Source organism: Salisediminibacterium halotolerans, from assembly GCF_003814815.1.
In the GTDB taxonomy this organism is placed as follows: Bacteria; Bacillota; Bacilli; order Bacillales; family Salisediminibacteriaceae; genus Salisediminibacterium; species Salisediminibacterium halotolerans.
Genome location: NZ_RKQQ01000001.1, coordinates 604017 through 626278, shown reverse-complemented (window position 1 = coordinate 626278; position 22262 = coordinate 604017). Strand labels below are relative to the sequence as shown.

At 46.5% G+C, this 22262-nt stretch carries 21 protein-coding genes and 6 tRNA genes; all 27 read left to right on the top strand.

What is annotated here, in order from left to right; translation table 11 throughout:
- Window positions 1–34 precede the first annotated feature (34 nt).
- The 27 genes from noc to EDD67_RS02695 all read left to right on the top strand — a co-directional run bounded on the left by noc (window position 35) and on the right by EDD67_RS02695 (window position 22036).
- Entirely contained in the window at window positions 35–886 is an 852-nt protein-coding gene (gene noc, locus EDD67_RS02825) for a nucleoid occlusion protein (RefSeq protein WP_093074862.1), read from the top strand.
- A 180-nt stretch (window positions 887–1066) separates the two neighbouring features.
- Window positions 1067–1828 (top strand): ParA family protein, encoded by a 762-nt coding sequence (locus EDD67_RS02820; protein ID WP_121440476.1) that lies wholly within the window; start codon window positions 1067–1069, stop codon window positions 1826–1828.
- Window positions 1821–2675 (top strand): ParB/RepB/Spo0J family partition protein, encoded by an 855-nt coding sequence (locus tag EDD67_RS02815; RefSeq protein WP_121440475.1) that lies wholly within the window; start codon window positions 1821–1823, stop codon window positions 2673–2675. The genes EDD67_RS02820 and EDD67_RS02815 overlap by 8 nt, the downstream gene beginning before the upstream one ends.
- Before the next feature lie 86 nt (window positions 2676–2761).
- Complete coding sequence (locus tag EDD67_RS02810; protein ID WP_121440474.1) at window positions 2762–3919, top strand: aminotransferase class V-fold PLP-dependent enzyme; 1158 nt, start codon at window positions 2762–2764, stop codon at window positions 3917–3919.
- The gene (locus EDD67_RS02805; RefSeq protein ID WP_093074874.1) at window positions 3920–4627 is read left to right on the top strand and encodes a DUF554 domain-containing protein; all 708 of its coding nucleotides are present in this window, start codon (window positions 3920–3922) and stop codon (window positions 4625–4627) included.
- A 31-nt stretch (window positions 4628–4658) separates the two neighbouring features.
- Window positions 4659–4862 (top strand): DUF951 domain-containing protein, encoded by a 204-nt coding sequence (locus EDD67_RS02800; protein WP_093074877.1) that lies wholly within the window; start codon window positions 4659–4661, stop codon window positions 4860–4862.
- Between the two features lie 127 nt (window positions 4863–4989).
- A complete protein-coding gene (gene ychF / locus EDD67_RS02795; protein ID WP_121440473.1) occupies window positions 4990–6090 on the top strand; it encodes a redox-regulated ATPase YchF in 1101 nt (366 codons plus the stop codon).
- Window positions 6091–6373: 283 nt separating this feature from the next.
- Complete coding sequence (gene rpsF, locus EDD67_RS02790) at window positions 6374–6661, top strand: 30S ribosomal protein S6 (protein WP_093074883.1); 288 nt, start codon at window positions 6374–6376, stop codon at window positions 6659–6661.
- A gap of 49 nt (window positions 6662–6710) precedes the next feature.
- On the top strand, window positions 6711–7244 hold the full coding sequence (gene ssb / locus EDD67_RS02785) for a single-stranded DNA-binding protein (protein ID WP_093074886.1): 534 nt from the start codon (window positions 6711–6713) through the stop codon (window positions 7242–7244).
- A 49-nt stretch (window positions 7245–7293) separates the two neighbouring features.
- On the top strand, window positions 7294–7521 hold the full coding sequence (gene rpsR / locus EDD67_RS02780) for a 30S ribosomal protein S18 (protein WP_093074889.1): 228 nt from the start codon (window positions 7294–7296) through the stop codon (window positions 7519–7521).
- A gap of 138 nt (window positions 7522–7659) precedes the next feature.
- Entirely contained in the window at window positions 7660–8598 is a 939-nt protein-coding gene (locus EDD67_RS02775) for a YybS family protein (RefSeq protein WP_121440472.1), read from the top strand.
- An 11-nt stretch (window positions 8599–8609) separates the two neighbouring features.
- Window positions 8610–10580, top strand: coding sequence for a DHH family phosphoesterase (locus EDD67_RS02770; protein WP_121440471.1), 1971 nt, complete (start codon window positions 8610–8612; stop codon window positions 10578–10580).
- Window positions 10577–11020 (top strand): 50S ribosomal protein L9, encoded by a 444-nt coding sequence (rplI, locus tag EDD67_RS02765; protein ID WP_093074898.1) that lies wholly within the window; start codon window positions 10577–10579, stop codon window positions 11018–11020. The genes EDD67_RS02770 and rplI overlap by 4 nt, the downstream gene beginning before the upstream one ends.
- 96 nt (window positions 11021–11116) lie before the next feature.
- Window positions 11117–12481 carry a replicative DNA helicase gene (dnaB, locus tag EDD67_RS02760; RefSeq protein WP_121440470.1) on the top strand — a complete coding sequence of 455 codons (1365 nt, stop codon included), beginning with the start codon at window positions 11117–11119 and terminating at the stop codon, window positions 12479–12481.
- A gap of 175 nt (window positions 12482–12656) precedes the next feature.
- The gene (locus EDD67_RS02755; protein WP_093074901.1) at window positions 12657–13943 is read left to right on the top strand and encodes an adenylosuccinate synthase; all 1287 of its coding nucleotides are present in this window, start codon (window positions 12657–12659) and stop codon (window positions 13941–13943) included.
- Window positions 13944–14164: 221 nt separating this feature from the next.
- A tRNA-Lys gene (locus tag EDD67_RS02750) sits at window positions 14165–14240 on the top strand.
- Between the two features lie 7 nt (window positions 14241–14247).
- Window positions 14248–14322, top strand: a tRNA-Glu gene (locus EDD67_RS02745).
- A 215-nt stretch (window positions 14323–14537) separates the two neighbouring features.
- Window positions 14538–14614: transfer RNA gene (locus EDD67_RS02740), tRNA-Met, on the top strand.
- Window positions 14615–14713: 99 nt separating this feature from the next.
- Window positions 14714–14789, top strand: a tRNA-Asp gene (locus EDD67_RS02735).
- 11 nt (window positions 14790–14800) lie between these two features.
- A tRNA-Phe gene (locus tag EDD67_RS02730) sits at window positions 14801–14876 on the top strand.
- A 4-nt stretch (window positions 14877–14880) separates the two neighbouring features.
- Window positions 14881–14956: transfer RNA gene (locus EDD67_RS02725), tRNA-Thr, on the top strand.
- A gap of 202 nt (window positions 14957–15158) precedes the next feature.
- A complete protein-coding gene (gene yycF / locus EDD67_RS02720) occupies window positions 15159–15869 on the top strand; it encodes a response regulator YycF (protein WP_093074984.1) in 711 nt (236 codons plus the stop codon).
- Between the two features lie 2 nt (window positions 15870–15871).
- A complete protein-coding gene (gene walK, locus EDD67_RS02715) occupies window positions 15872–17701 on the top strand; it encodes a cell wall metabolism sensor histidine kinase WalK (protein WP_121440469.1) in 1830 nt (609 codons plus the stop codon).
- On the top strand, window positions 17698–19071 hold the full coding sequence (locus EDD67_RS02710; RefSeq protein ID WP_121440468.1) for a YycH family regulatory protein: 1374 nt from the start codon (window positions 17698–17700) through the stop codon (window positions 19069–19071). Before walK ends, EDD67_RS02710 begins: the two co-directional genes overlap by 4 nt.
- Window positions 19058–19846: a two-component system regulatory protein YycI gene (locus EDD67_RS02705; RefSeq protein WP_121440467.1), complete on the top strand. Its 789-nt coding sequence runs from the start codon at window positions 19058–19060 to the stop codon at window positions 19844–19846. The genes EDD67_RS02710 and EDD67_RS02705 overlap by 14 nt, the downstream gene beginning before the upstream one ends.
- An 8-nt stretch (window positions 19847–19854) precedes the next feature.
- Window positions 19855–20649, top strand: a complete 795-nt coding sequence (locus EDD67_RS02700; RefSeq protein ID WP_121440490.1) for an MBL fold metallo-hydrolase — start codon at window positions 19855–19857, stop codon at window positions 20647–20649.
- Between the two features lie 124 nt (window positions 20650–20773).
- Complete coding sequence (locus EDD67_RS02695) at window positions 20774–22036, top strand: S1C family serine protease (protein ID WP_121440466.1); 1263 nt, start codon at window positions 20774–20776, stop codon at window positions 22034–22036.
- Window positions 22037–22262: the final 226 nt, after the last annotated feature.

Here is a 22262-nt window from a genome sequence, read left to right as displayed (position 1 = left end):
ATGTTAAAGAGGCAGCAGAACGAAGGTGGTATCCATGAAACAATCGTTTTCTAAATTATTTGGTCTTCATGAAAAAGACGGCGAACTGGAAGAGGAAATGGATGTAAGCAGGCAGGAAGTGCAGCAGCTTCCGCTGGAAGAGATTGTACCGAATCCTTTCCAACCGCGGACCGTATTTGATGAGGAAAAGATTGAAGAACTGGCAGAAACTCTCCGCACGCACGGCATGATCCAGCCGATCGTCGTACGCGAGCGGGAAGGAAAGTACGAAATCATTGCCGGTGAAAGACGTTATCGCGCTGTTCAAATGCTCCAGTGGGAAACGGTTCCGTCTGTTGTGAAAGAATTTGATGATGCTAAAACCGCATCGATTGCTTTAATTGAAAATCTGCAGCGTGAAGAACTGACATCGATTGAAGAGGCAAAAGCATACAGGAAGCTGCTTGATATTCACGGTTTAACGCAGGAGAGCCTCGCACAGCGAATCGGTAAAAGCCAATCGGCCGTTGCGAACAAAATGCGCCTTCTTCAGTTGATTCCGAGCGTGCAAAACGCGTTATTAGAACGGCGGATAACAGAGAGGCACGCCCGTTCTATGCTCGGACTGAAAGATCCGGAACTGCAAGAGAAATTGCTGAACAAAATTTTACAGGACGAATTGAATGTTCAGCAGACGGAAGAAACGATAAAAAAATGGACGGCAGATAAACCGGAAAAGAAACAAAAACCCGTTCGAAAAGCCGTCTCAAAAGACACCCGTCTTGCGGTTAACACAATCCGTGAATCTGTTGATATGGTAGCGAAAACGGGGATGGATATCGATACAGAAGAAGAGGATTATGATGATTATTATCAAGTTACGATCCGGATACCGAAAAGCAAATGAATAAGCGGTTGCAATGACCTGTAAAAAAGGAAAGAAGCCGTATCGCTTCGGCGAAGGCGGCTTTTTTGCGGCATGTATTAAATTTTATTTACGCAAATCAAACTGAGTTCTGTTCATGATAAACTGTCAAGAGACAGATGCGCACGCTGATAAATGCTAGCAATGAGGCAGGTGACATAGTTGGGAAAAGTAATGGCGATAGCGAATCAAAAAGGCGGGGTCGGCAAAACGACGACGGCTGTCAATCTAGGGGCCGGTTTAGCTAAAGAAGGCAACACCGTGCTCATGATCGACATCGACCCGCAAGGCAACACGACGAGCGGTGTCGGAATTGACAAAGGCGAAGTAAACGAGTGCATCTATAATGTGCTTGTTGAAGATCAAAAACCGCAAAATGTTATCATCGCTTCAAAAATGGAAAATTTATTTGTTCTTCCGTCGACAATTCAGCTCGCCGGAGCTGAAATCGAACTCGTTCCGACGATTTCGCGCGAGGTGAGGCTGAAGAATGCGGTCGATCAAATTCGCGACCAGTACGATTACATCATTATTGATTGTCCGCCGTCACTCGGTTTATTGACATTGAACTCCTTGACGGCAAGCGACTCCGTATTGATTCCGGTGCAGTGTGAGTACTATGCGATGGAAGGGTTGAGCCAACTTTTGAACACGGTCCGGCTCGTACAAAAACACCTCAACCATAACCTTGAAATCGAAGGGGTGCTGTTAACGATGCTGGATGCACGGACAAACTTAGGCTTGCAAGTGATCGAGGAAGTGAAAAAGTACTTTCAAGAAAAAGTGTTTCATACGATTATCCCGAGGAATGTCCGGCTTGGGGAGGCGCCGAGCTACGGCGAGTCGATAATTTCCTACGACCCTAAATCCAAGGGAGCGGAAGTTTATGTAGAACTAGCGAAGGAAGTGATCAGCCATGGCTAGAGGATTAGGCAAAGGTATTGGAGCTTTTTTTCCGGAATCCGAACAAGAAGAAGACAACGTTCAGGAAGTCCGGATTGCTGATCTGCGGCCGAACCCTTATCAGCCCCGGAAAGACTTTAACGATGGAGCAATTGATGAATTAAAGTCTTCAATCGAACAGCACGGGATTTTACAGCCGCTGATTGTCCGCCAAAGCAGCATTAAAGGTTATGAAATCGTCGTCGGCGAACGCCGCTACCGGGCGGCAAAAGAGGCAGGCCTTAAAACGGTTCCGGCCGTTGTGAAAGATCTGACTGAAGATGAAATGATGGAAATGGCGCTGGTGGAAAACCTGCAGCGCGAAAACCTTACAGCTTTGGAAGAAGCAAAAGCGTATCAAAAACTTATGGAACATTTGCAAATGACTCAAGATGAGCTTGCCAAACGTCTCGGCAAAAGCCGGCCGCACATCGCCAACCATTTGCGTTTGCTGCAAGCGCCGCATCTTGTCCAGGAGTACCTTGCCGAAGGAAAAATCTCGAGCGGTCATGCCCGTGCACTTCTGGGACTGAAAAATGAAAATCAGCTGACGGCGGTGCTGCAAAAAATCATTAAAGAACATATGAACGTCCGCCAGCTGGAAGCATGGATTCAACAGGCGAATGAGAATGTTTCACGTGAAACAAGAAAAAAACCGGCCTTGCCTCCGTATTTGAGAGAACGGGAATCTGATTTAAAATCGTATTTCGGAACCAACGTGGCGATTAAAAAAGGCCAGAAAAAAGGGAAAATCGAAATTGATTTCTTCAGCGAAGAGGACTTGGACCGAATCTTGCAGCTGATGCAAAAAGAAGAGGATGAAGTTTGATCATGAAGGCGCCGGAAATCGATTCTGGCGTTCCTTTTTCTGTATAATTTTGCTTTGCGCAGAGAGAGGCGGAAGGAGGCAGAACCGTGTACTATTTTGATCATGCAGCGTCGAGTTATCCGAAACCGGCGTCTGTGGCTGAAGCGATGAAAGAAGCTGTGAATGATTATGGAGCGAACCCGGGAAGAAGCGGGCACCGTCTGTCTAAAACCGCGTTTGACAAAGTTGAACAGACAAGAAAACTTATTAATGAGATGTTCGGCGGTTTCGGAAAAGACCGTGTACTCTTTTCTTTGAACGCGACAACGGCTTTAAACCAGGCGGTGGAAGGTCTGCAATGGGAAGCCGGCGACCGTATCATTGCGACGGACCTTGAGCATAATGCGGTGCGCAGGCCGCTGGAGCGGCTGAAAAAAGAACGCGGTGTGGAGGTCGATTTTGTTTACCCGGAAAACCCGCAAAATTCCTGGGCTGAAGTTATTTCGGAGAGCTTGTGCGAAAATACGAAGCTCGTGATCGTTACACACGGTTCGAATGTGACCGGTGAATGTCTGCCGATTGAAGACATCGGTGCGGCCGTGAAAAACCATCCGGCTTTGTTCTGTGTCGACGCCTCGCAAACGGCAGGCGTCGTTCCGATTGATGCTGAAAAAAATAATCTTGATATGCTTGCTTTTCCGGGGCATAAAGGGCTTCTTGGACCGCAAGGAACCGGAGTTCTGCTCGTCCGGGAAGGGATTGATCTCCGTCCGTTAATTGCCGGCGGTACCGGCAGCCGTTCCGAAGACGCTGAACAGCCGGATGAATGGCCGATCGGATGGGAAAGCGGAACATTGAACACACCGGGGATTGCTGGACTGGCTGCAGGCATTGCCGAGGTCAACAGACTGGGGCCGGCTGAAATCCGCCGGCATGAGAATGAACTTGCCTGTCAGTTTATTCTCAGTCTGGAGCAGTTAAGCGGTGTGGAAATCATCGGTCCGGGTGCGGTGCCGGAGCGTCTTGGTGTCGTTTCCTTTCGCATCGACGGAGTCGACAGCAATGAACTGGGGCTGATTTTAGACAGTTATTATAACACCGCTGTTCGTGCGGGTCTGCACTGTTCGCCGCTGACACATGCCAGGTACGGTACAGTGGAGACAGGGCTCGTTCGTGTCAGTTTCGGTGTGTATCATTCGTCAAGCGATGTTGATTATTTAACCGAAGCGATCGTTGAAATTCAGCAAGGATTGCAGGGAAATTAAATGGTTTTGTTCGGCACGATTGTGAATGGTTTGGCGATTATCCTCGGCGCTTGGATCGGCATGAGCGTGAAAGGTTTTTCCCGAGGAATGCAAGAGACAGTGATGAAAGCGATCGGTTTATCTGTTTTTGTGTTAGGTTTGACGATGGCATTTGAGGGAGACGAATTTCTGCTGCTTATTTTCAGCTTGGCAATCGGCGCGATCATCGGTGAGCGGATGAACTTAGAGGGAAAATTAAACGAATTCGGCAATATGCTGGAAAGACGATTAAACAAACAAGGGCACAGTACGTTAGCGGAAGGTTTTGTGGCTGCGACGCTGTTGTTTGTTGTCGGCGCGATGGCGATCGTCGGCGCGCTGGACAGCGGTTTTCGCGGGGATCACTCCGTGCTTTTGACAAAATCGCTGTTAGACGGATTTTCTTCGATCGTGTTTGCCGCGACGATGGGCATCGGTGTGATGTTTTCGGCGGTTCCTGTTGTGCTTTATCAAGGCGCGATCGCATTAGCAGCGTCGTGGATTGTAACAGCCGTGCCTGAGCAGCAATTAAATCAGCTGATTGACGAAATTACCGCTGTCGGCGGGATTATGATTATGGCAATTGGTTTGAATTTGCTCGGGCTGGAAAAAATCCGCGTAGCAAATTTGCTGCCGGCGATTTTGCTGGCTGTTCTGTTCAGCTTTGCAAGCAGATCGATCGGGTTATAATCTGTTATTGATAAGAGGGGGGCAAAACGAGATGGGAAAAGCGGCCTATGATCTTTATGATATTGTCGAGATGAAAAAAGGTCACCCTTGCGGAGAGAACCGCTGGAAAATTATCCGTCTCGGCATGGACATTCGCATGAAGTGTACAGGGTGCGGCCACAGTGTCATGTTACCGAGAAAAGAATTTGAAAAAAAGCTCAAGCGGGTGCTGGAGAAAGCAGACGCACACGAATAATGCAGTGAAGCGCTGTTTGCACCGGAGTTGTCAAGGAGTCCGGAAATCTCTATAATTGATATGCATATTTGATAAAAAGCTGACAACACACGCTAATTGAACGAAGAGAGTAAAGGAGTATATAATCATGGCTTTAACAACAGGAATAGTCGGATTGCCGAATGTCGGCAAATCGACACTTTTTAATGCAATCACACAGGCAGGGGCCGAGTCGGCCAATTACCCGTTCTGCACAATTGACCCAAACGTCGGAATCGTTGAAGTGCCGGATGAGCGGCTTGAGAAATTAACAGACCTTGTCGTCCCGGAAAAAACTGTTCCGACAGCGTTCGAGTTTACAGATATTGCAGGAATTGTCGAAGGAGCGAGCAAAGGTGAAGGGCTCGGCAACCAATTTTTGTCGCACATTCGCCAAGTGGACGCGATTTCGCACGTTGTGCGCTGTTTTCAAGACGACAATGTAACGCACGTATCCGGCGGTGTCGATCCGATCCGCGATATTCAAGTCATCAATCTTGAGCTTATTCTCGCCGATTTAGAAACGGTCGAAAAGCGCCTTGCAAAAGTCGAAAAAATGGCGAAGCAAAAAGATAAGGACGCTGTTCAGGAATATAATGTGCTGATAAAATTGCGCGATGCGTTCGAAGAGGAAAAACCGGCACGGAGCCTGGAATTTTCCGATGACGAAAAGAAAATTGTCAAAGGGCTGCATTTATTGACAGAAAAGCCCGTTTTGTATGCCGCGAATGTCAGTGAAGATGAAATTGCCGATCCTTCCGGCAATGAACACGTTGAAAAAGTGCGCAAGCTGGCGAAAGAAGAAAACGCCGAAGTCATTGTCGTCTGCGCGAAAATTGAAGCAGAGATTGCTGAACTTGAAGGCGATGAAAAACAGGAATTTCTCGACGATCTCGGCATTAAAGAATCCGGCCTCGATCAGTTGATTAAGGCATCTTATCAGCTGCTCGGATTGGAAACGTTCTTTACGGCAGGCAAACAGGAAGTGCGCGCTTGGACAATCCGCAGCGGAACGAAAGCTCCTCAAGCGGCGGGCGTTATTCACACGGATTTTGAGCGCGGCTTCATTAAAGCGGAAGTCGTGGCTTATGATGATCTTATGGCGGCGGGATCGATGAATGCAGCAAAAGAAGCCGGCAAAGTCGGTTTGGAAGGCAAGGATTACACGGTTAAAGACGGCGACGTGATTCATTTTCGGTTTAACGTGTAGCACGGTTGTTTCACGTGAAACAATCGGCAGTGAAAAATTCTATCTGATCAGCAGCTGTCAGCAAACTGCGGCGCGGGTTCTGCAAACGAAGAGCACCGGCCGCAGTTTTGCATGTACAAAGGCGCAAAGAGATGATTCGTCAGCATGAAGGAGTTTTGAAATTCATTGTTGTCGGCCGGTTGGATGTCTGATATAATAATGTCTTGCGAGCAAAACGAATATGACGTTGCTCCTTGCTCTTTCTGAAATAGAGAGGGCCCAGTCCAAAAGGAGGTGAAAGGTTATGCGCAACTATGAAATTATGTACATTGTCCGTCCGGATATTGAAGAACAAGCTGTTAAAGATACAGTTGAACGCTTCAATACAATCTTGACGAACAACGGCGCAGAAGTAACAGAAACAGACGAAAAAGGGAAAAAGCGTTTAGCTTATGAAATTAATGATTTCGGCGAAGGCTATTACGTTATTCTCAAAGTTAAAGCGAACAAAGAAGCGCTTGATGAGTTTAATCGTCTGAGTTCTATGAACGATAACATGCTCCGTTCGATCATCGTCCGCGAAGACGACTGAGTCTAAAACGCAATCACAGCAGGATATTATAAAACGGGGAGGAATTCGGATGATAAACCGGGTCGTCCTGGTCGGACGTTTAACGAAAGATCCAGAACTGCGTTACACAGCTAATGGTGTAGCGGTCACATCGTTCACGTTAGCTGTTAACCGCCCGTTTTCGAACCAGCAAGGAAATCGTGAAGCGGACTTCATTAACATTGTTGTCTGGCGAAAGCAGGCTGAAAACGTCGCAAACTTTTTGAAAAAAGGAAGTATGGCGGGTGTTGACGGCCGCATGCAGACGCGCAATTATGAAAACAATGAAGGGCGCCGCATCTACGTGACGGAAGTTGTCGGCGAAAGCGTTCAGTTTCTTGAGCCGAAAGGTTCGTCCGGCGGTCAAAGCCAAAGCGGCGATCAGTCTAATTACGGCGGTTATGCATCCAATCCGAATTCGAACCAAAATCAAAATTTTGGTCAAAGCACCCCTGGAAATCAAGGCGGTCAGCATAATCAAGGAAATTCTCCGCAAGCCGACGATGACCCGTTTGCTGGAGATGGAAAACCGATTGATATTAACGATGATGATTTGCCGTTTTAACGTTCAAAACGTTTGAACGTGATAAATATTTAAAAAAGGAGGAGTTAAAATGGGACGCAGAGGTCGGCCAAAACGCAGAAAAGTGTGTTACTTTACAGTCAATAAGATCACAAAGATTGACTATAAAGACACTGAATTGCTGAAGAAATTTATTTCCGAACGAGGAAAGATTCTTCCGCGCCGAGTAACAGGCACATCTGCAAAGTACCAGCGTCAGCTGACAACAGCTGTTAAACGGGCGCGCACGATGGCATTGTTGCCGTATGTTTCTGAATAACTCAGCAGCCTCTGGTCATTTCGACCAGAGGTTTTTTCTTATGTTGCGGGAAAGAGCCCGCTGTTTTGCATATTATTTGTTTTCAATCGGTTGAATGATAAAATATAATTCGCGGGTTTTGTTGGAAGAGAGGGTTAGATGATGAAACAATCAAGCATGCAGAGCGATGCGGTGAAAATGGCAGCATTGTTTTTCGCGCTCAGTCTGCTGTTAATATGGCTGCCTGCAGTCGGTATCTTCCTTGCGGTGCTGATTCCGTTTCCGATTGCTTTTTTTACATATAAATATGAGCTGAACTTTGGCATCGGCTTCGGCCTCGTCGCTTTCTTCCTGTTATATTTAATTACAGGTGTTTTATCGCTCTTCTTATTTCTTCTTTTAGTCGTTCCGGGAGTAGTTCTGGGAGAATTGTACAGACGCGATTATCCGGCCTTCGGTGTATTTGCCGGAACGGCTCTCAGTACAGTGGGCGCGGTTGTCATCCTTTATTTAGGGGCGATGCTCTTATTCGATGTCGACTTGGTCGGAGAATTTCAGGAGGCGATGACGGAATCGGCGGAGATGTCTGAACAACTCTTAATGATTACCGACGGCGGCGCGACGGATGCGATGGACGGTATTTATGAGCTGATTGAGCATATTCCGGTCATCGCACCGGCATTGATCGTTATTTTCGGTGTTGCGTTTGCCTTTATCACGCAAATCGCAACAGGCGGTATTTTACGGAAGCAGGGTTTTAATGCAGGCCGTTTTCCGCCTCTTAGGGCTTGGTATTTTTCCAAAGCGTTTATTTGGTATTATTTGCTTATGTATATGTTTATCCTGATGGATTTTGATCAAGGGACGGCGGTTCATACCGTTGTTTCCAATCTGCGCCCGATTTTGGAAACAGTCATGGTTATCCAAGGTTTTGCGCTGATTTTTTACTATTTTTACAATAAAGGAAAGACGATGGCACTGCCGCTGGCAATTATGATCGTAACATTGCTTTTCCCGCTTTTCCTGCAGATTGTCCGAATCTTAGGTATAATTGATTTAGGGTTCGATTTGCGTAAAAGGATGTCGGATCAAGGTTAGGAGATGAAAACATGCCGAACAATCTATTGAAGCGCTGGCACGGCTATCACGTTATCGCTCTGCTTATCATGTCGGCTCTTTTTTCATTTATTATCACGCTTTACCAATGGGAATTAGGGGCAGCTGCGTTTGTCCTCTTATTAGGAGTGTTTTATTTTACGATCAAAGCCCGTTCCGAATTTGAACGCGATTTGTCGCAATATATTTCAACGCTGTCCTACAGAGTAAATAAAGCGGGCGAGGAGGCCGTGACAGAACTGCCTCTCGGTATGCTTTTATACAATGAGAACCAAGTGATTCAATGGGTCAATCCGTTTTTGTCAAAACTCGCTGCTGCGGATTTACAAGGACAGTCGCTGGAAAAATTGTCTCCTGAACTGCTTGAGCAGGTAAATGAAAATGAAAAAGTGATTCATCTCGATCTGTACGGTCATACGTACCGGATTCAGCATAACCCGAATGAACGGCTGCTTTATTTCTTCAACGTTACAGAAGAGCAAGAGTACAAACTGCTGTATGAAAATGATCAAACAGCGATCGGTTTTATCTATTTAGACAATTACGATGAAGTCACCCAAGGACTGGAAGATCAAGTCCGCAGCCGGCTTTTGGCGCACGTGACAGATACGCTTAATCAGTGGTCGCGTGAAAACGATATTTTAATCCGCCGGACAGCGTCGGACCGGTTTATTGCGATTTTTAATCAGGGAGCATTAAAAGACTTGGAAGACAGCCGGTTCACGCTTCTGGATGATATTCGGGAAAAAACAGCTGAAGAAAAAGTCTCGTTAACGTTAAGCATCGGGATCGGAAGCGGCGAGCCGTCGTTAAGAGAATTGGGCAATCTTGCCCAGTCGAGTTTGGATCTGGCGCTCGGCAGAGGCGGGGATCAAGTTGCGATTAAAGAAAAGAACGGCAAAGTGCGATTTTACGGCGGCAAATCCAATGCTGTAGAAAAACGGACGAGAGTCCGCGCCCGTGTCATTTCTCACGCGATTCGCGACTTTATTAAAGAAAGTGATAAAGTTTATATTATGGGCCATAAAAATCCGGATATGGATTCAATCGGCTCAGCGATCGGGATGTTGAAAATCGCTGAAACAAACGGAAAAGACGGATATATCATTGTCGATCCTGAAGATATGAACCAAAATGTGCAAAAGCTCCTTGAAGAAGTGGAAGGCTATGAAGATTTATGGTCGAGTTTTATGACGCCGGAAGAAGCGCGTGAATACGCGACGGAAGAAACGCTTCTCGTCGTAGTCGATACGCATAAACCGTCGCTTGTCGTGGAGGAAAAGCTTGTCGATGAGGTGGAACGGACGATTGTCATCGATCACCACCGCCGCGGCGAAGATTTTATCGCCGGCACGGTGCTCGTTTATATGGAACCGTATGCGTCGTCGACAGCTGAACTGGTTACAGAACTTCTCGAGTACCAGCCTGCGAATCCGCGTCTCGGTGTATTTGAATCGACAGCGCTTTTAGCCGGTATCATTGTCGATACAAAAAGTTTTGCGATCCGCACAGGTGCACGAACGTTTGATGCGGCTTCATACTTGCGCAGCCGCGGGGCGGATACGGTTCTCGTACAAAAATTATTAAAAGAAGATTTAGCTGAGTACGTCAAGCGTGCTAAACTTGTAGAGAATGCATACATTTATACCGGCGGTATGGCAATTGCGAAAGGCGATTCGGCTGCATCGTACAACCAAGTGCTGATCGCGCAAGCAGCCGATACGCTTCTCACGATGAACGATGTCGTCGCATCTTTTGTAATATCGAAATTAAAAGACGGCCGTGTCAGTATCAGTGCACGTTCATTAGGAGATGTCAATGTGCAGCTGATCATGGAAAAGCTGGACGGCGGCGGACATTTAACGAATGCCGCTACACAGCTTGAGGCCGAGACGATCGAAGAAGTTGAAGAACAGCTCAAAACGACAATCGATGAGTATTTTATGGGAGGAGATTCGTCATGAAAGTAATTTTTTTGCAAGATGTTAAAGGCAAAGGCAAGAAAGGCGAGTTAAAGGATGTTTCCGAAGGGTATGCCCGTAATTACCTGCTAAAAAACAACCTCGCTGTCGAAGCAAATAAAGGAAACATGAAAGCTTTGGAGAAACAAAAGGAAAGCGAAGAACGTCAAGCACAAAAGGAATTGGATGAAGCCTATCAATTCAAAGAACAGCTGGAAAATACAACGGTTGAACTGCAGGCCAAAGCAGGCGATAAAGGCCGGTTGTTCGGAGCCGTGACAAACAAACAAGTAGCGGAAGAATTGAAAAAAATGAATCTGCACATTGATAAACGCAAAATTGAAATGAAAGAGCCGATTCGAAATCTCGGTTATACAAATGTGGAAGTAAAAGTTCACCCGAAAGTGACAGCGACGCTAAAAATTCACGTAGCAGAAGCGTAAGACCATATGGTTTCCGGATCGATACGATCGGTCCGGTTTTTTTAGAACACGGCAGTGCCGACTAAGCGGGCGCTGCAGAAAATGAGGGATGAAGAAATGATGGACCAATATGCCGACCGTACACCTCCGCAAAATATCGAAGCTGAACAAGCTGTGCTCGGCGCGGTTTTTTTGGATCCGCAAGCCCTGATTACATCTTCTGAACGGCTTGTCCCGGAGGATTTTTACCGTGCGGCTCATCAGCGGATTTTTACAGCGATGATCGATTTGCATGAGAAGAATGAGCCGGTTGATTTAGTGACATTGACGGCGGAGCTGGAGGATAAAGAAACACTGGAAGAAATTGGCGGAGTCGGTTATTTGACGGATCTCGCAAATTTCGTCCCGACAGCTGCAAATGCAGGCTACTACAGCCGCATCGTCGAGGAGAAATCGCTGCTCCGCCGGCTGATCCGTACAGCGACGAATATTGCTGCCGAAGGATACGCGGGCGGAGAAGATGTCGATTTAATTTTAAATGAAGCAGAAAAGAAAATTCTTGAGGTTGCCCAGAAGAAAGACGGCGGCGAATTTGTTGAAATCAAAGATGTGCTGCTCGATGCGTTCGATAAAATTGAAATGCTTCAGTATATGGATGGAGAAGTCACCGGCATTCCGACGGGCTTTACAGAATTGGACCGGATAACAGCAGGTTTTCAGCGCAGCGATTTCATTATCGTTGCCGCCCGGCCGTCTGTCGGGAAAACCGCATTCGCTTTGAACATTTCACAAAACATTGCGACGAAGACCGAAGAAAACGTCGCGATTTTCAGTTTGGAAATGGGTTCCGATCAGCTCGTCATGCGGATGCTTTGTGCGGAAGGAAATATTGATGCCCAAAAACTCCGGACCGGACATTTAGCCGATGAAGATTGGCAAAAACTGACGATGGCGATGGGTTCGCTGTCGAAAGCCGGTATTTACATTGATGACACTCCCGGGATCAAGGTGAAAGATGTCCGTTCAAAATGCCGGAAATTAAAACAAGAACGCGGACTCGGGATGATTATGATCGACTACTTGCAGCTGATAGCAGGAGATTCCAGAAGCGGCGAAGGGCGTCAACAGGAAGTGTCGGAAATTTCCCGGGAACTGAAAGGGCTGGCGAGAGAACTGGATGTCCCGGTTATTGCACTTTCGCAGCTTTCACGCGGGGTCGAATCGCGCCAAGATAAACGGCCGATGATGTCGGATATCCGTGAATCTGGAAGTATTGAACAAGACGCTGACATTGTTGCTTTTCTCTACCGCGATGATTATTACGACCAAGAAACCGAGCAAAAAGACATCATTGAAATCATCATTTCTAAACAGCGAAACGGGCCGGTCGGAACGGTCGAACTGGCATTTGTAAAACAGTACAATAAGTTCGTCGATTTAGAGCGGCGCTTTGATGACAATGACATGCCGCCCGGCGCATAAATTTTTGTCTGCGCTTCATCGGAAACGGCTGTCTTAACACGAACGAAAACGGATATCATCTATTTAATGTTCGGAAAATATTGACCGAATCCCCGCCCGGTGATACACTGACGGTGGTCAGTCAGGCAAAGAATACGAACGATCAAAAAATTATTACTTGCGGAGGTGTCCGTTCATGCCGTCAGTTGTCGTCGTTGGCACGCAATGGGGAGATGAAGGAAAAGGAAAAATCACAGATTATTTATCAGAACAGGCTGAGATAATTGCCCGTTATCAAGGCGGAAATAATGCTGGTCACACGATCGTCTTTAATGATACAACTTATAAACTGCATTTAATTCCATCCGGTATCTTTTATGAAGATAAACTTTGCGTGATCGGAAACGGCATGGTTATTGACCCTAAAGCGCTGGTGGAAGAGCTTGAGTATCTTCATGCACACAATGTTGATACAAGCAATTTGAAAATCAGCAACCGCGCACACGTTATTCTTCCGTACCATTTAAAGCTGGACAGTTTAGAAGAAGAGAACAAAGGCGAAAATAAAATCGGCACGACGAAAAAAGGCATCGGTCCCGCTTATATGGACAAAGCTGCCCGCATCGGCATTCGTATTACTGATTTATTAGATAAAGAGACGTTTGAAGAGAAACTGGAAATTAATTTGCGGGAAAAAAACCGGCTGTTTGAAAAAATGTACGAAACCGAAGGGTTTGCCATTGAAGATATTTTTGAAGAGTATTTTGCATACGGTCAGCAATTTGCTGATTATGTCACCGATACATCGGTCATCTTAAACGATCATCTTGACGACGGAAAACGCGTCTTGTTTGAAGGAGCGCAAGGGGTAATGCTCGACATCGATCAAGGTACCTACCCGTTTGTGACATCTTCTAATCCGATTGCCGGCGGTGTAACGATCGGTTCCGGGGTAGGGCCGTCAAAGATTGATCACGTCTTGGGTGTGTCTAAAGCCTATACGACCCGCGTCGGCGATGGGCCTTTTCCGACTGAACTGACCGATGAGACCGGTTCGCATATTCGCGACGTCGGCAATGAGTACGGGACGACGACCGGACGCCCCCGGCGTGTCGGCTGGTTTGACAGTGTTGTTGTGCGTCATGCCCGCCGGGTCAGCGGGATCACCGATTTGTCATTAAATTCAATCGATGTGTTGACCGGCATTGAAACATTAAAAATCTGCACAGCTTATAAGTACCGCGGAGAAATTATTGAAGAATTCCCGGCGAGCTTGAAAAAGCTTGCGGAATGCGAACCGGTTTACGAAGAAATGCCGGGCTGGACGGAAGACATCACCGGCGTACGTTCATTGCATGAACTGCCGCGAAATGCGATTTATTACGTAGAACGAATCTCGCAGCTGACCGGTATTCCGCTTTCAATGTTTTCAGTCGGACCAGATCGCGATCAAACGAATTTAGTCCGCGGTGTATTTGCTTAACAGCGGTTGTTGCGACATCTGTAAACTGACTGTTTACACGGTTACGAGGAACGATACGGGCTTTCCTTTTGCTTCTTGTTTGCTGCAAAAGGAAAGCTTTTTAGATGCTCCGGGTAAAAAAATATGGTAATATAAAAGAAAATTTCACAGGAATGATTGCATCGATTTATTATACGTGGTATCATCATTTTTGTGCTTGTGATTGAGAAACATTTTGAAATGAGCCATTAGCTCAGCTGGCAGAGCATCTGACTTTTAATCAGAGGGTCGGAGGTTCGAATCCTCCATGGCTCACCATTATTACGGCCCCTTGGTCAAGTGGTTAAGACACCGCCCTTTCACGGCGGCGACACGGGTTCGAATCCCGTAGGGGTCACCATTCTAATGATTTGCGGTTCAAGGTTGACTTTTCGATTTTTATCGGGTAGCATGAACGGTGTTGCCTTGAAAAGAACAGCACAAATTCATTAATATTGCCGCGGGGTGGAGCAACGAACGAAGTGAGTTGTCTCGACGTACCGCAACGCAGTGAGGAACGGAAGAGACAGTCTTGAAAACAAGGCTGGGAGCACAGCACAAATTCATTAATATTGCCGCGGGGTGGAGCAGTCTGGTAGCTCGTTGGGCTCATAACCCAAAGGTCGGTGGTTCAAATCCGCCCCCCGCAACCATTTCATTTACTTGCTTTGATTTGTTGCCAAAGTCAAAGCAAGTAAATTGCTTTTCTGTTTCGTCAGCGTGTACAGGTCGCCGATACATCCTAATTTTAAGGTCCCGTGGTGTAGCGGTTAACATGCCTGCCTGTCACGCAGGAGATCGCGGGTTCGATTCCCGTCGGGACCGCCATTTTACATAGTGGCTCAGTAGCTCAGTCGGTAGAGCAACGGACTGAAAATCCGTGTGTCGGCGGTTCGATTCCGTCCTGAGCCACCACTTTGCTGGCCTAGCTCAATTGGTAGAGCAACTGACTTGTAATCAGTAGGTTGGGGGTTCAAGTCCTCTGGCCAGCACCATAAACGTATTGAATCCTTGTCTCTTCATAAGAGGCAGGGTTTTTTATTTCCCGGGAAATCCTGCAGCTATTTCCTGGGAAATAACTGCGGGGTGCTTTTTCATAAATCTTCAAGACACGCGCCTTGATATATAAGCGAAAAGAAAGCCACTTATGTTAGAATAGAAAAGATGATGCTAGTACGAAGAGGAGTTGGTGTAAACATGGATAAGCAACTCATTTTAGTAGTTGATGACGAGAAACCGATCGCAGATATTTTGCAATTCGGTCTTGAAAAAGAAGGGTTCGAAGTCGTTTGCGCTTACGATGGCAACGAAGCGCTCGAAAAAGTAAATCAGCATGTTCCCGATCTCATTTTGCTTGATATTATGCTGCCTTATCGGGACGGGATGGAAGTATGCCGCGAAGTTCGAAAAACGTACGATATGCCGATCATTATGCTCACAGCAAAAGATTCGGAGATTGATAAGGTGCTTGGCTTGGAACTCGGTGCAGATGATTACGTTACAAAACCGTTTGGGACCCGGGAATTGGTTGCGCGAGTAAAAGCTAACTTAAGAAGAAAACAGGTTCCGGCGCAAGGCACGGAAAAGGAAACGAATAATATCGATATCGGTGTTTTATCGATTCAACCCGATGCTTACTTAGTCACAAAACGCGGAGATCCGATTGAGTTAACGCACCGCGAGTTTGAATTGATCCATTATCTTGCCCGGCATATCGGCCAGGTTATGACACGCGAACATTTGCTGCAAGCTGTCTGGGGATACGATTATTTTGGTGACGTTCGCACGGTCGATGTCACTGTCCGCCGTTTGCGAGAAAAAGTAGAAGACAATCCGAGCAATCCAATGTGGATCGCTACCCGTCGCGGAGTGGGCTATTATTTCCGTCAGCCTGATCAGGAGAAATAGAAATGGACCAAATTCGATTTTATAAATCGATTCATATTAAAATTGTTGCGGTTTATGTGCTGTTGATTTTAATTGCCATGCAGGTGATCGGTGTTTATTTTACGCAGCAGCTGGAAGATCAGCTCGTCGATAATTTTAATGAATCTCTCGATGAACGGGCTCAGCTTTTGGCTTACAATGTTGAACAGGAAATGACGAGAGATGAGGATGAAGATGAAGATGAGGATTCGCTCGAGACTCGTGTTGACGGGATATTAAGCGAACTTTTTCAAATGGAAAATGCGAATGTGCAAGTGGTTGATGAATACAGCAACGTCATTCAAGTATCGAATCCTGAACACGAGATTTATAAGGATCAGCGTACGACCGATTTTCGGATTAAGCGGGCACTTGTCGGCACAGTAGAACGCGCTGTATTAGCGGACCCTAATACAGGCGAGCGCATGCGTGTACAAGCTCAACCCGTTGAAACCGATCAAAATCAGGTGATCGGCGCGATCTATATTGAAGCATCGATGGAAGAAATTTACGATCAGATGCAAGATATTAATCAAATTCTCCTTTCGGGAACAATGATTTCATTAGTATTAACGGCGGGTCTGGGGATCTTTTTATCGCGAACGATCACGCGGCCGATTGTTGACATGCGCCGGCAGGCTGATTTGATGGGCAAGGGAGATTTCTCACGCAATGTTCATGTTTACGGTGATGATGAGATCGGCCAATTAGCTGCGACCTTCAACGAATTAACGAACAAACTGCAAGTTGCAAATGCGACGACAGAAGGAGAACGCCGTAAGCTTTCATCTGTTTTGACGCACATGACAGACGGTGTTGTCGCAACCGACCGCAAAGGCCGGATCATTTTAATGAACCGCCGGGCGGAAGAAATGTTAGATCATGAACAGGAAAAAGCGATGGAAGAGAACATTACAGAAGTGTTGAATCTTCATCACTTTATGTCGCTTGACGATTTGTATCGTATGACAGAACCGATTTTACTTGATTTTGATACGGTAGAAGATGAATTAGTCTTGGAGGCGAATTTTTCGGTTATCGAAAAAGAAGACGGTGAATTGAACGGCTTGATTGCTGTCCTGCATGATGTCACCGAACAAGAGCGTGTAGAACAGGAAAGACGGGAGTTCGTTGCTAACGTTTCGCACGAACTGAGAACACCGTTAACTTCGATGAAGAGTTATTTAGAAGCGTTAAATGACGGAGCATTGGAAGATCCGGATATTGCTCCGCACTTCGTACAAGTGACCTCGAATGAAACAGAGCGGATGATTCGTCTTGTGAACGACCTGCTGCAGCTGTCTAAAATGGACAGCAAAGATGATCAAATGTATTTTAATGAATTAAACGTGACGAATTTGCTGAACCATGTTGTCGATCGATTTGAGATGTCAACGAAAAATCAGGAAATCCAGTTTCAAAGAAAAGTGCCGAATCAGGCTGTGACGGTCAATGGCGACCGTGACAAATTGATGCAGCTTATGGACAATATCGTCTCGAACGCGGTGAAATATTCCCCGGAAGGCGGAACGATCACAGCATCGATGAGATTGGATAAAGAGTGGATTATTATCAGTGTGAAAGATGAAGGTGTCGGTATACCAAAAGAAAACATTCCGCACGTCTTTGACCGCTTTTACCGCGTTGATAAAGCCCGTTCCCGCAACTTAGGCGGAACCGGCCTGGGTCTTGCGATTGCTAAAGAGATCGCTGTTGCGCACGGAGGGAATATTTGGGTTTCCAGTGAATGGGGAAAAGGCACAATGTTTTCATTCAGTTTGCCGTATGCGGATGAGGGCGGTGATCAAAAATGATTGAAATGATCAAAACAGGTGTATTGTGGGTGTTAATCGTATCAAGCATCGTTATGACTTGGATGCTTTGGTCATATCAGCCTGATTATCGCTCGACCAATGAGGAACCGGATGAGTCGTATGTTGAAATAGAAGATATCGGTGAATCGCGCTCCTTGAGCGCTGTGATCCATCCGCGCGAAGTGATTTCTCATCAAGGGGAAAACATTGATTATATTTCCTCGAAAGATAACCTTTATAAAACGGTTCTCGATGAACTGCAAGATGTCGAAATCGATTACTTGGTACAGCGGGGAAATCATAATGCGCCTTCGCTTGACCGGTCGATTGATAATGCGATTGAGCTTATTTTTGACGAAGCGGTTCCGGGCGAGATTATGGAAGAGATTTTAACGATTGAAGATAACGATTTGCCGCTGGAACAGATTGACCGTTTGGTCGCTGCCGAGAATGATTCATCCGTCGGCGCTGAGGTCGTGCTGCAGTTTGTTGATATCGAACATGAACAAATCTATGAAGCTGATACGGATATTTCAGCAGGACAGCTTGATGATATCCGGGAGTCCGGTGAAGGAGCGAGCGCTTCAGCAGAACCGCGGGTATTTGAAGAGGATCCGGAATCTGAGTTTCAACAAGTCCGGTATGTACTGACAGAAGAACTGACGGTGAATCAATATACGTACGAGACGACGGATCTATCGCCGCAAGCGTTTCGGCAAGTGCTGTTCAGCGATCCGGATTTCGTTGAAGAATATCATCAAACAGGCAATGAAAATGCCTATACGGACGGCAATCGTATGATGCATATTCTCGATGACGGCATGATTCTGTCGTTTTCGCAAACGGATGTGCATAATGGCATCAGGGCCGGAGACGATCATATTATCGATGATACGAGGTCGTTTGTAAACGGACATTCCGGTTGGACGGATACGTTTTATTGGGATGATTTTACCGAATATGACACAGAAGAACATGTATCTTACCGGATGCATGTTGATGGGATTCCCGTCATGTCTTCGAATACGAATCAATCGGAGTATTATATGATGGAAATGGAACGAAGAGGCGAAGACATCACCGAGTATACCCGTCCGCTTTATCAATTGGCTGAAGAGCCGATTGATACGGAAACGGACCGGGAACTCGCTCCGTTCAGTGAAGTTGAAACGTTTATTGAAGAGAATGAATCGTTTGCAGTTGATGAGGTGCAAGATATACAGATCGGTCATTATATGAATCGCAACCGGTCGTTTTCGGCTTTTGAACCGAGCTGGTTTGTTTTAGTCCGCGACCGCTGGATCGAGCTGGAGATGCATGAGCGGGATGACAGTGACGATCCGGAGGTGACTGCGGATGGATTGGAGTAAGACAAAATCGATTTTTATCGTAACGTTTCTTTTGTTAAATATCTTTCTTGGCTTTCAGCTTTACAGTAAAATGTCCGGAGATAATTTAGCGGTAATGACGGAGACAACGTTAGAGGACCGCCTTGAAACGAACAACATTGAAATGAGATTCGATGATGAAGATGAAAATATTGAAGCCGGACCGATTACGGTCTCGCCGCGTACGTTTGACGAACGGTTTTTGGCTCAAGAAACGGAAAGACAAGATATCGAAATGTTAAATGAACACACGATTTATTCGCTGTTAGAGCAGCCGTATCAGCTTGTAGACGCGAATTTATCAGCAAGCGTTGATGCGTTTACTCAACAGTATATTTATGAAGGCGAACAGTATGAGATCGCTGAATACAATGAGGAAGAAGATTATATTGGGCTTTATCAGACGCATGAAGGCCGAAAAATTGACGAGTATGAACGTGAAAATTATCATGTGGTGCTCCATTTAAACGAAGATATGCAAGTGCAGGCGTACTTGCAAACGATGGTAAATGTTTCCGAGCAAGACAGGGTGCAGGAGCTTTTGTCACCGATTGAAGTGGTTGAGAGACTGTTTAACCAGCAGCATATTCGAATGAATACGGTTGTTGAAGACGCTGAACTGAGGTATTACAGTTTGGTCGAGCCGGATGCAGATTTTCAAGTATATGCGCCGGTTTGGCGAATCGAAGCAGACGATGAATGGTTTTTCGTCGATGCACAGCAAGGAGAACTGCAAACGATACAATCGATGGAGTGAAAGACGATATGAGCTTTAAGTTCAGTATACTCGCAAGCGGGAGTACAGGAAACGCAATTTATCTTGAAACGGGAAAACAGCGTTTATTAGTCGATGCCGGTTTGAGCGGAAAAAAAATCGAATCGTCGTTGAAGCAAATCGGCGTGTCGCCGAGCGAGATCGACGGAATTCTCGTTTCGCATGAACACAGTGATCATATTAAAGGTGTCGGTATTCTTTCCCGGCGTTATCAGCTGCCGATCTACGCCAACGAAAAGACGTGGAATGCGATGGAAAAAAGTATTGGCTCGATCCCGTCCGATTTGCGTTTTCACGCAGAACGGGGGAAATCATGGTCGTTTGAAGATTTAGCTGTTGAGTCGTTCGGTGTTTCGCATGATGCGGCTGACCCGATGTTTTTTTCCTTTTATCATGCCGGAAAACAATTGATGATTTTAACCGATACAGGGTATGTGAGCGATCATATGGCCGGAATGGCGAAAGAAGCGGATACACTGATTTTTGAATCGAATCATGATATGGATATGCTGAGGATGGGCAAGTATCCTTGGAGTGTGAAGCGGCGCATTTTAGGCGACGAAGGGCATGTATCCAATGCGGATGCCGGTACAGCTCTTGCCGATATCGTCAAAGACAGGCGGATGAATGTGTATTTGGCTCATTTAAGTTTGGACAACAACATGAAAGACTTAGCCCGGATGACCGTTGAACAGACGCTGAATCAGCATGATATTGATACCCAAGCTGCCGTGCGCCTGCAAGACACAGATCCGTATCAGCCTACTCCGCTTAGAATTGTCTGAAAAAATGGTTCAGTGTGAGAGGTTATGTAAAATTTCAAGATTGAAGCCTTACAATTAGACGCTGAAATTGAATTTTCAGTAAAATAAGATTAGAGTTATCTTGTTATCTAGGAGCGTGAGGGCGATGGGTTATTATGATCAGCACACAAACGAAGGAAAAAAGCGCAGCGAAAAATCGAATCGATCAGGCATATACGGTTTAATCGGCGCGGTTATCGGCGCGTTGATTGTCGTGTTCACGATACCGGTTCTTGCCGGTCAGGGGCTTCTTCCCTACACGATAGCGCCGGCCGATAGTGATCCTGCGGAAGCAGAAGAAGCGGAAGACGACGGCGATACGCCGGCTGAATCGGCTGAAATCGAACCGGCATCAGAAGTGAGCGAGGCGGTTGCTAAAGTCGAAGATGCGGTTGTCGGCGTCGTTAATATGCAGATTCATGAAGAAGGCGGCTTTTTTATGCCGGAGCAAGAGAGTCCGGATGAAGAACCGGAAGGTACAGGTTCCGGTGTTATTTATAAAATTGAAGGTGACCGGGCATACGTTGTGACAAATCAGCATGTGATTGAAGGAGCAACGGTCGGATCGAGTGATATTGAAGTGACTCTAAATGACGGATCTCGAGTCGAAGCGGAAATCGTCGGCGAAGATGTGCTGACGGATTTAGCTGTATTGACAATCGATGCAGACGGCATTGATACGACGGCTGATTTCGGTGATTCCGACCAGCTGCAAACGGGCGAACCGGCGATTGCGATCGGCAATCCGCTCGCGTTTGAAGGTTCAGTGACGTTAGGGATCATCAGCGCCGTTGACCGGACGATCCCGATTGATTTAACCGGAACGGGACAAACGGATTGGGACGCGCAAGTTTTGCAAACCGATGCAGCGATTAATCCGGGCAATAGCGGCGGCGCGCTGTTAAATATTCACGGTGAAGTGATCGGAATCAATTCGATGAAAATCGCCCAGCAAGCTGTTGAAGGCATCGGGTTTGCGATCCCGACCTCAGTTGTTCTGCCGACGATAGAAGATTTAGAGGAGCACGGCGAAGTGCTCCGTCCGCAAATGGGCATTGTTCTTCGTTCGATGCAGGAGATCCCGAGCGCATTTTGGGAAGAAGAGTTTAACCTTCCCGACGATGTGACCGGCGGTGTGCTCGTCGAGGATGTTGAAGGCGGCAGTCCGGCTGAAGAAGGCGGATTAGAAACCGGCGATGTAATTGTCGGTCTTGATGATGAGGAAATATCCGATGCGAACGATCTGCGCCGGTATTTATATAACGAATCGGATGTGGATGACACGCTCGATGTCACGTTCTACCGTGACGGTGAAGAACAGACAACCGACATAACACTCGCACGCGAAGTGTTTGAAGAGCAGCCGTAATGGTTGAAAGAGGGAGTGTCTGCTCCTTCTCAGACTGCAGATAAACTATATTTTTATGTCAGCCATGAATCCACTATCCTCCGCTTGCCCCGGGCAAGGACTCAGCTAGTATTTGGCGGCCTGAGGCCGCCGAATCCGGATCTTCGTCTCTTGCTTTCCCGGAGGCGTCGGAGGAGTGGATGCATGGCTTCTTTTTTATTAATACACTCGCTTCAAAAAAGAGGGT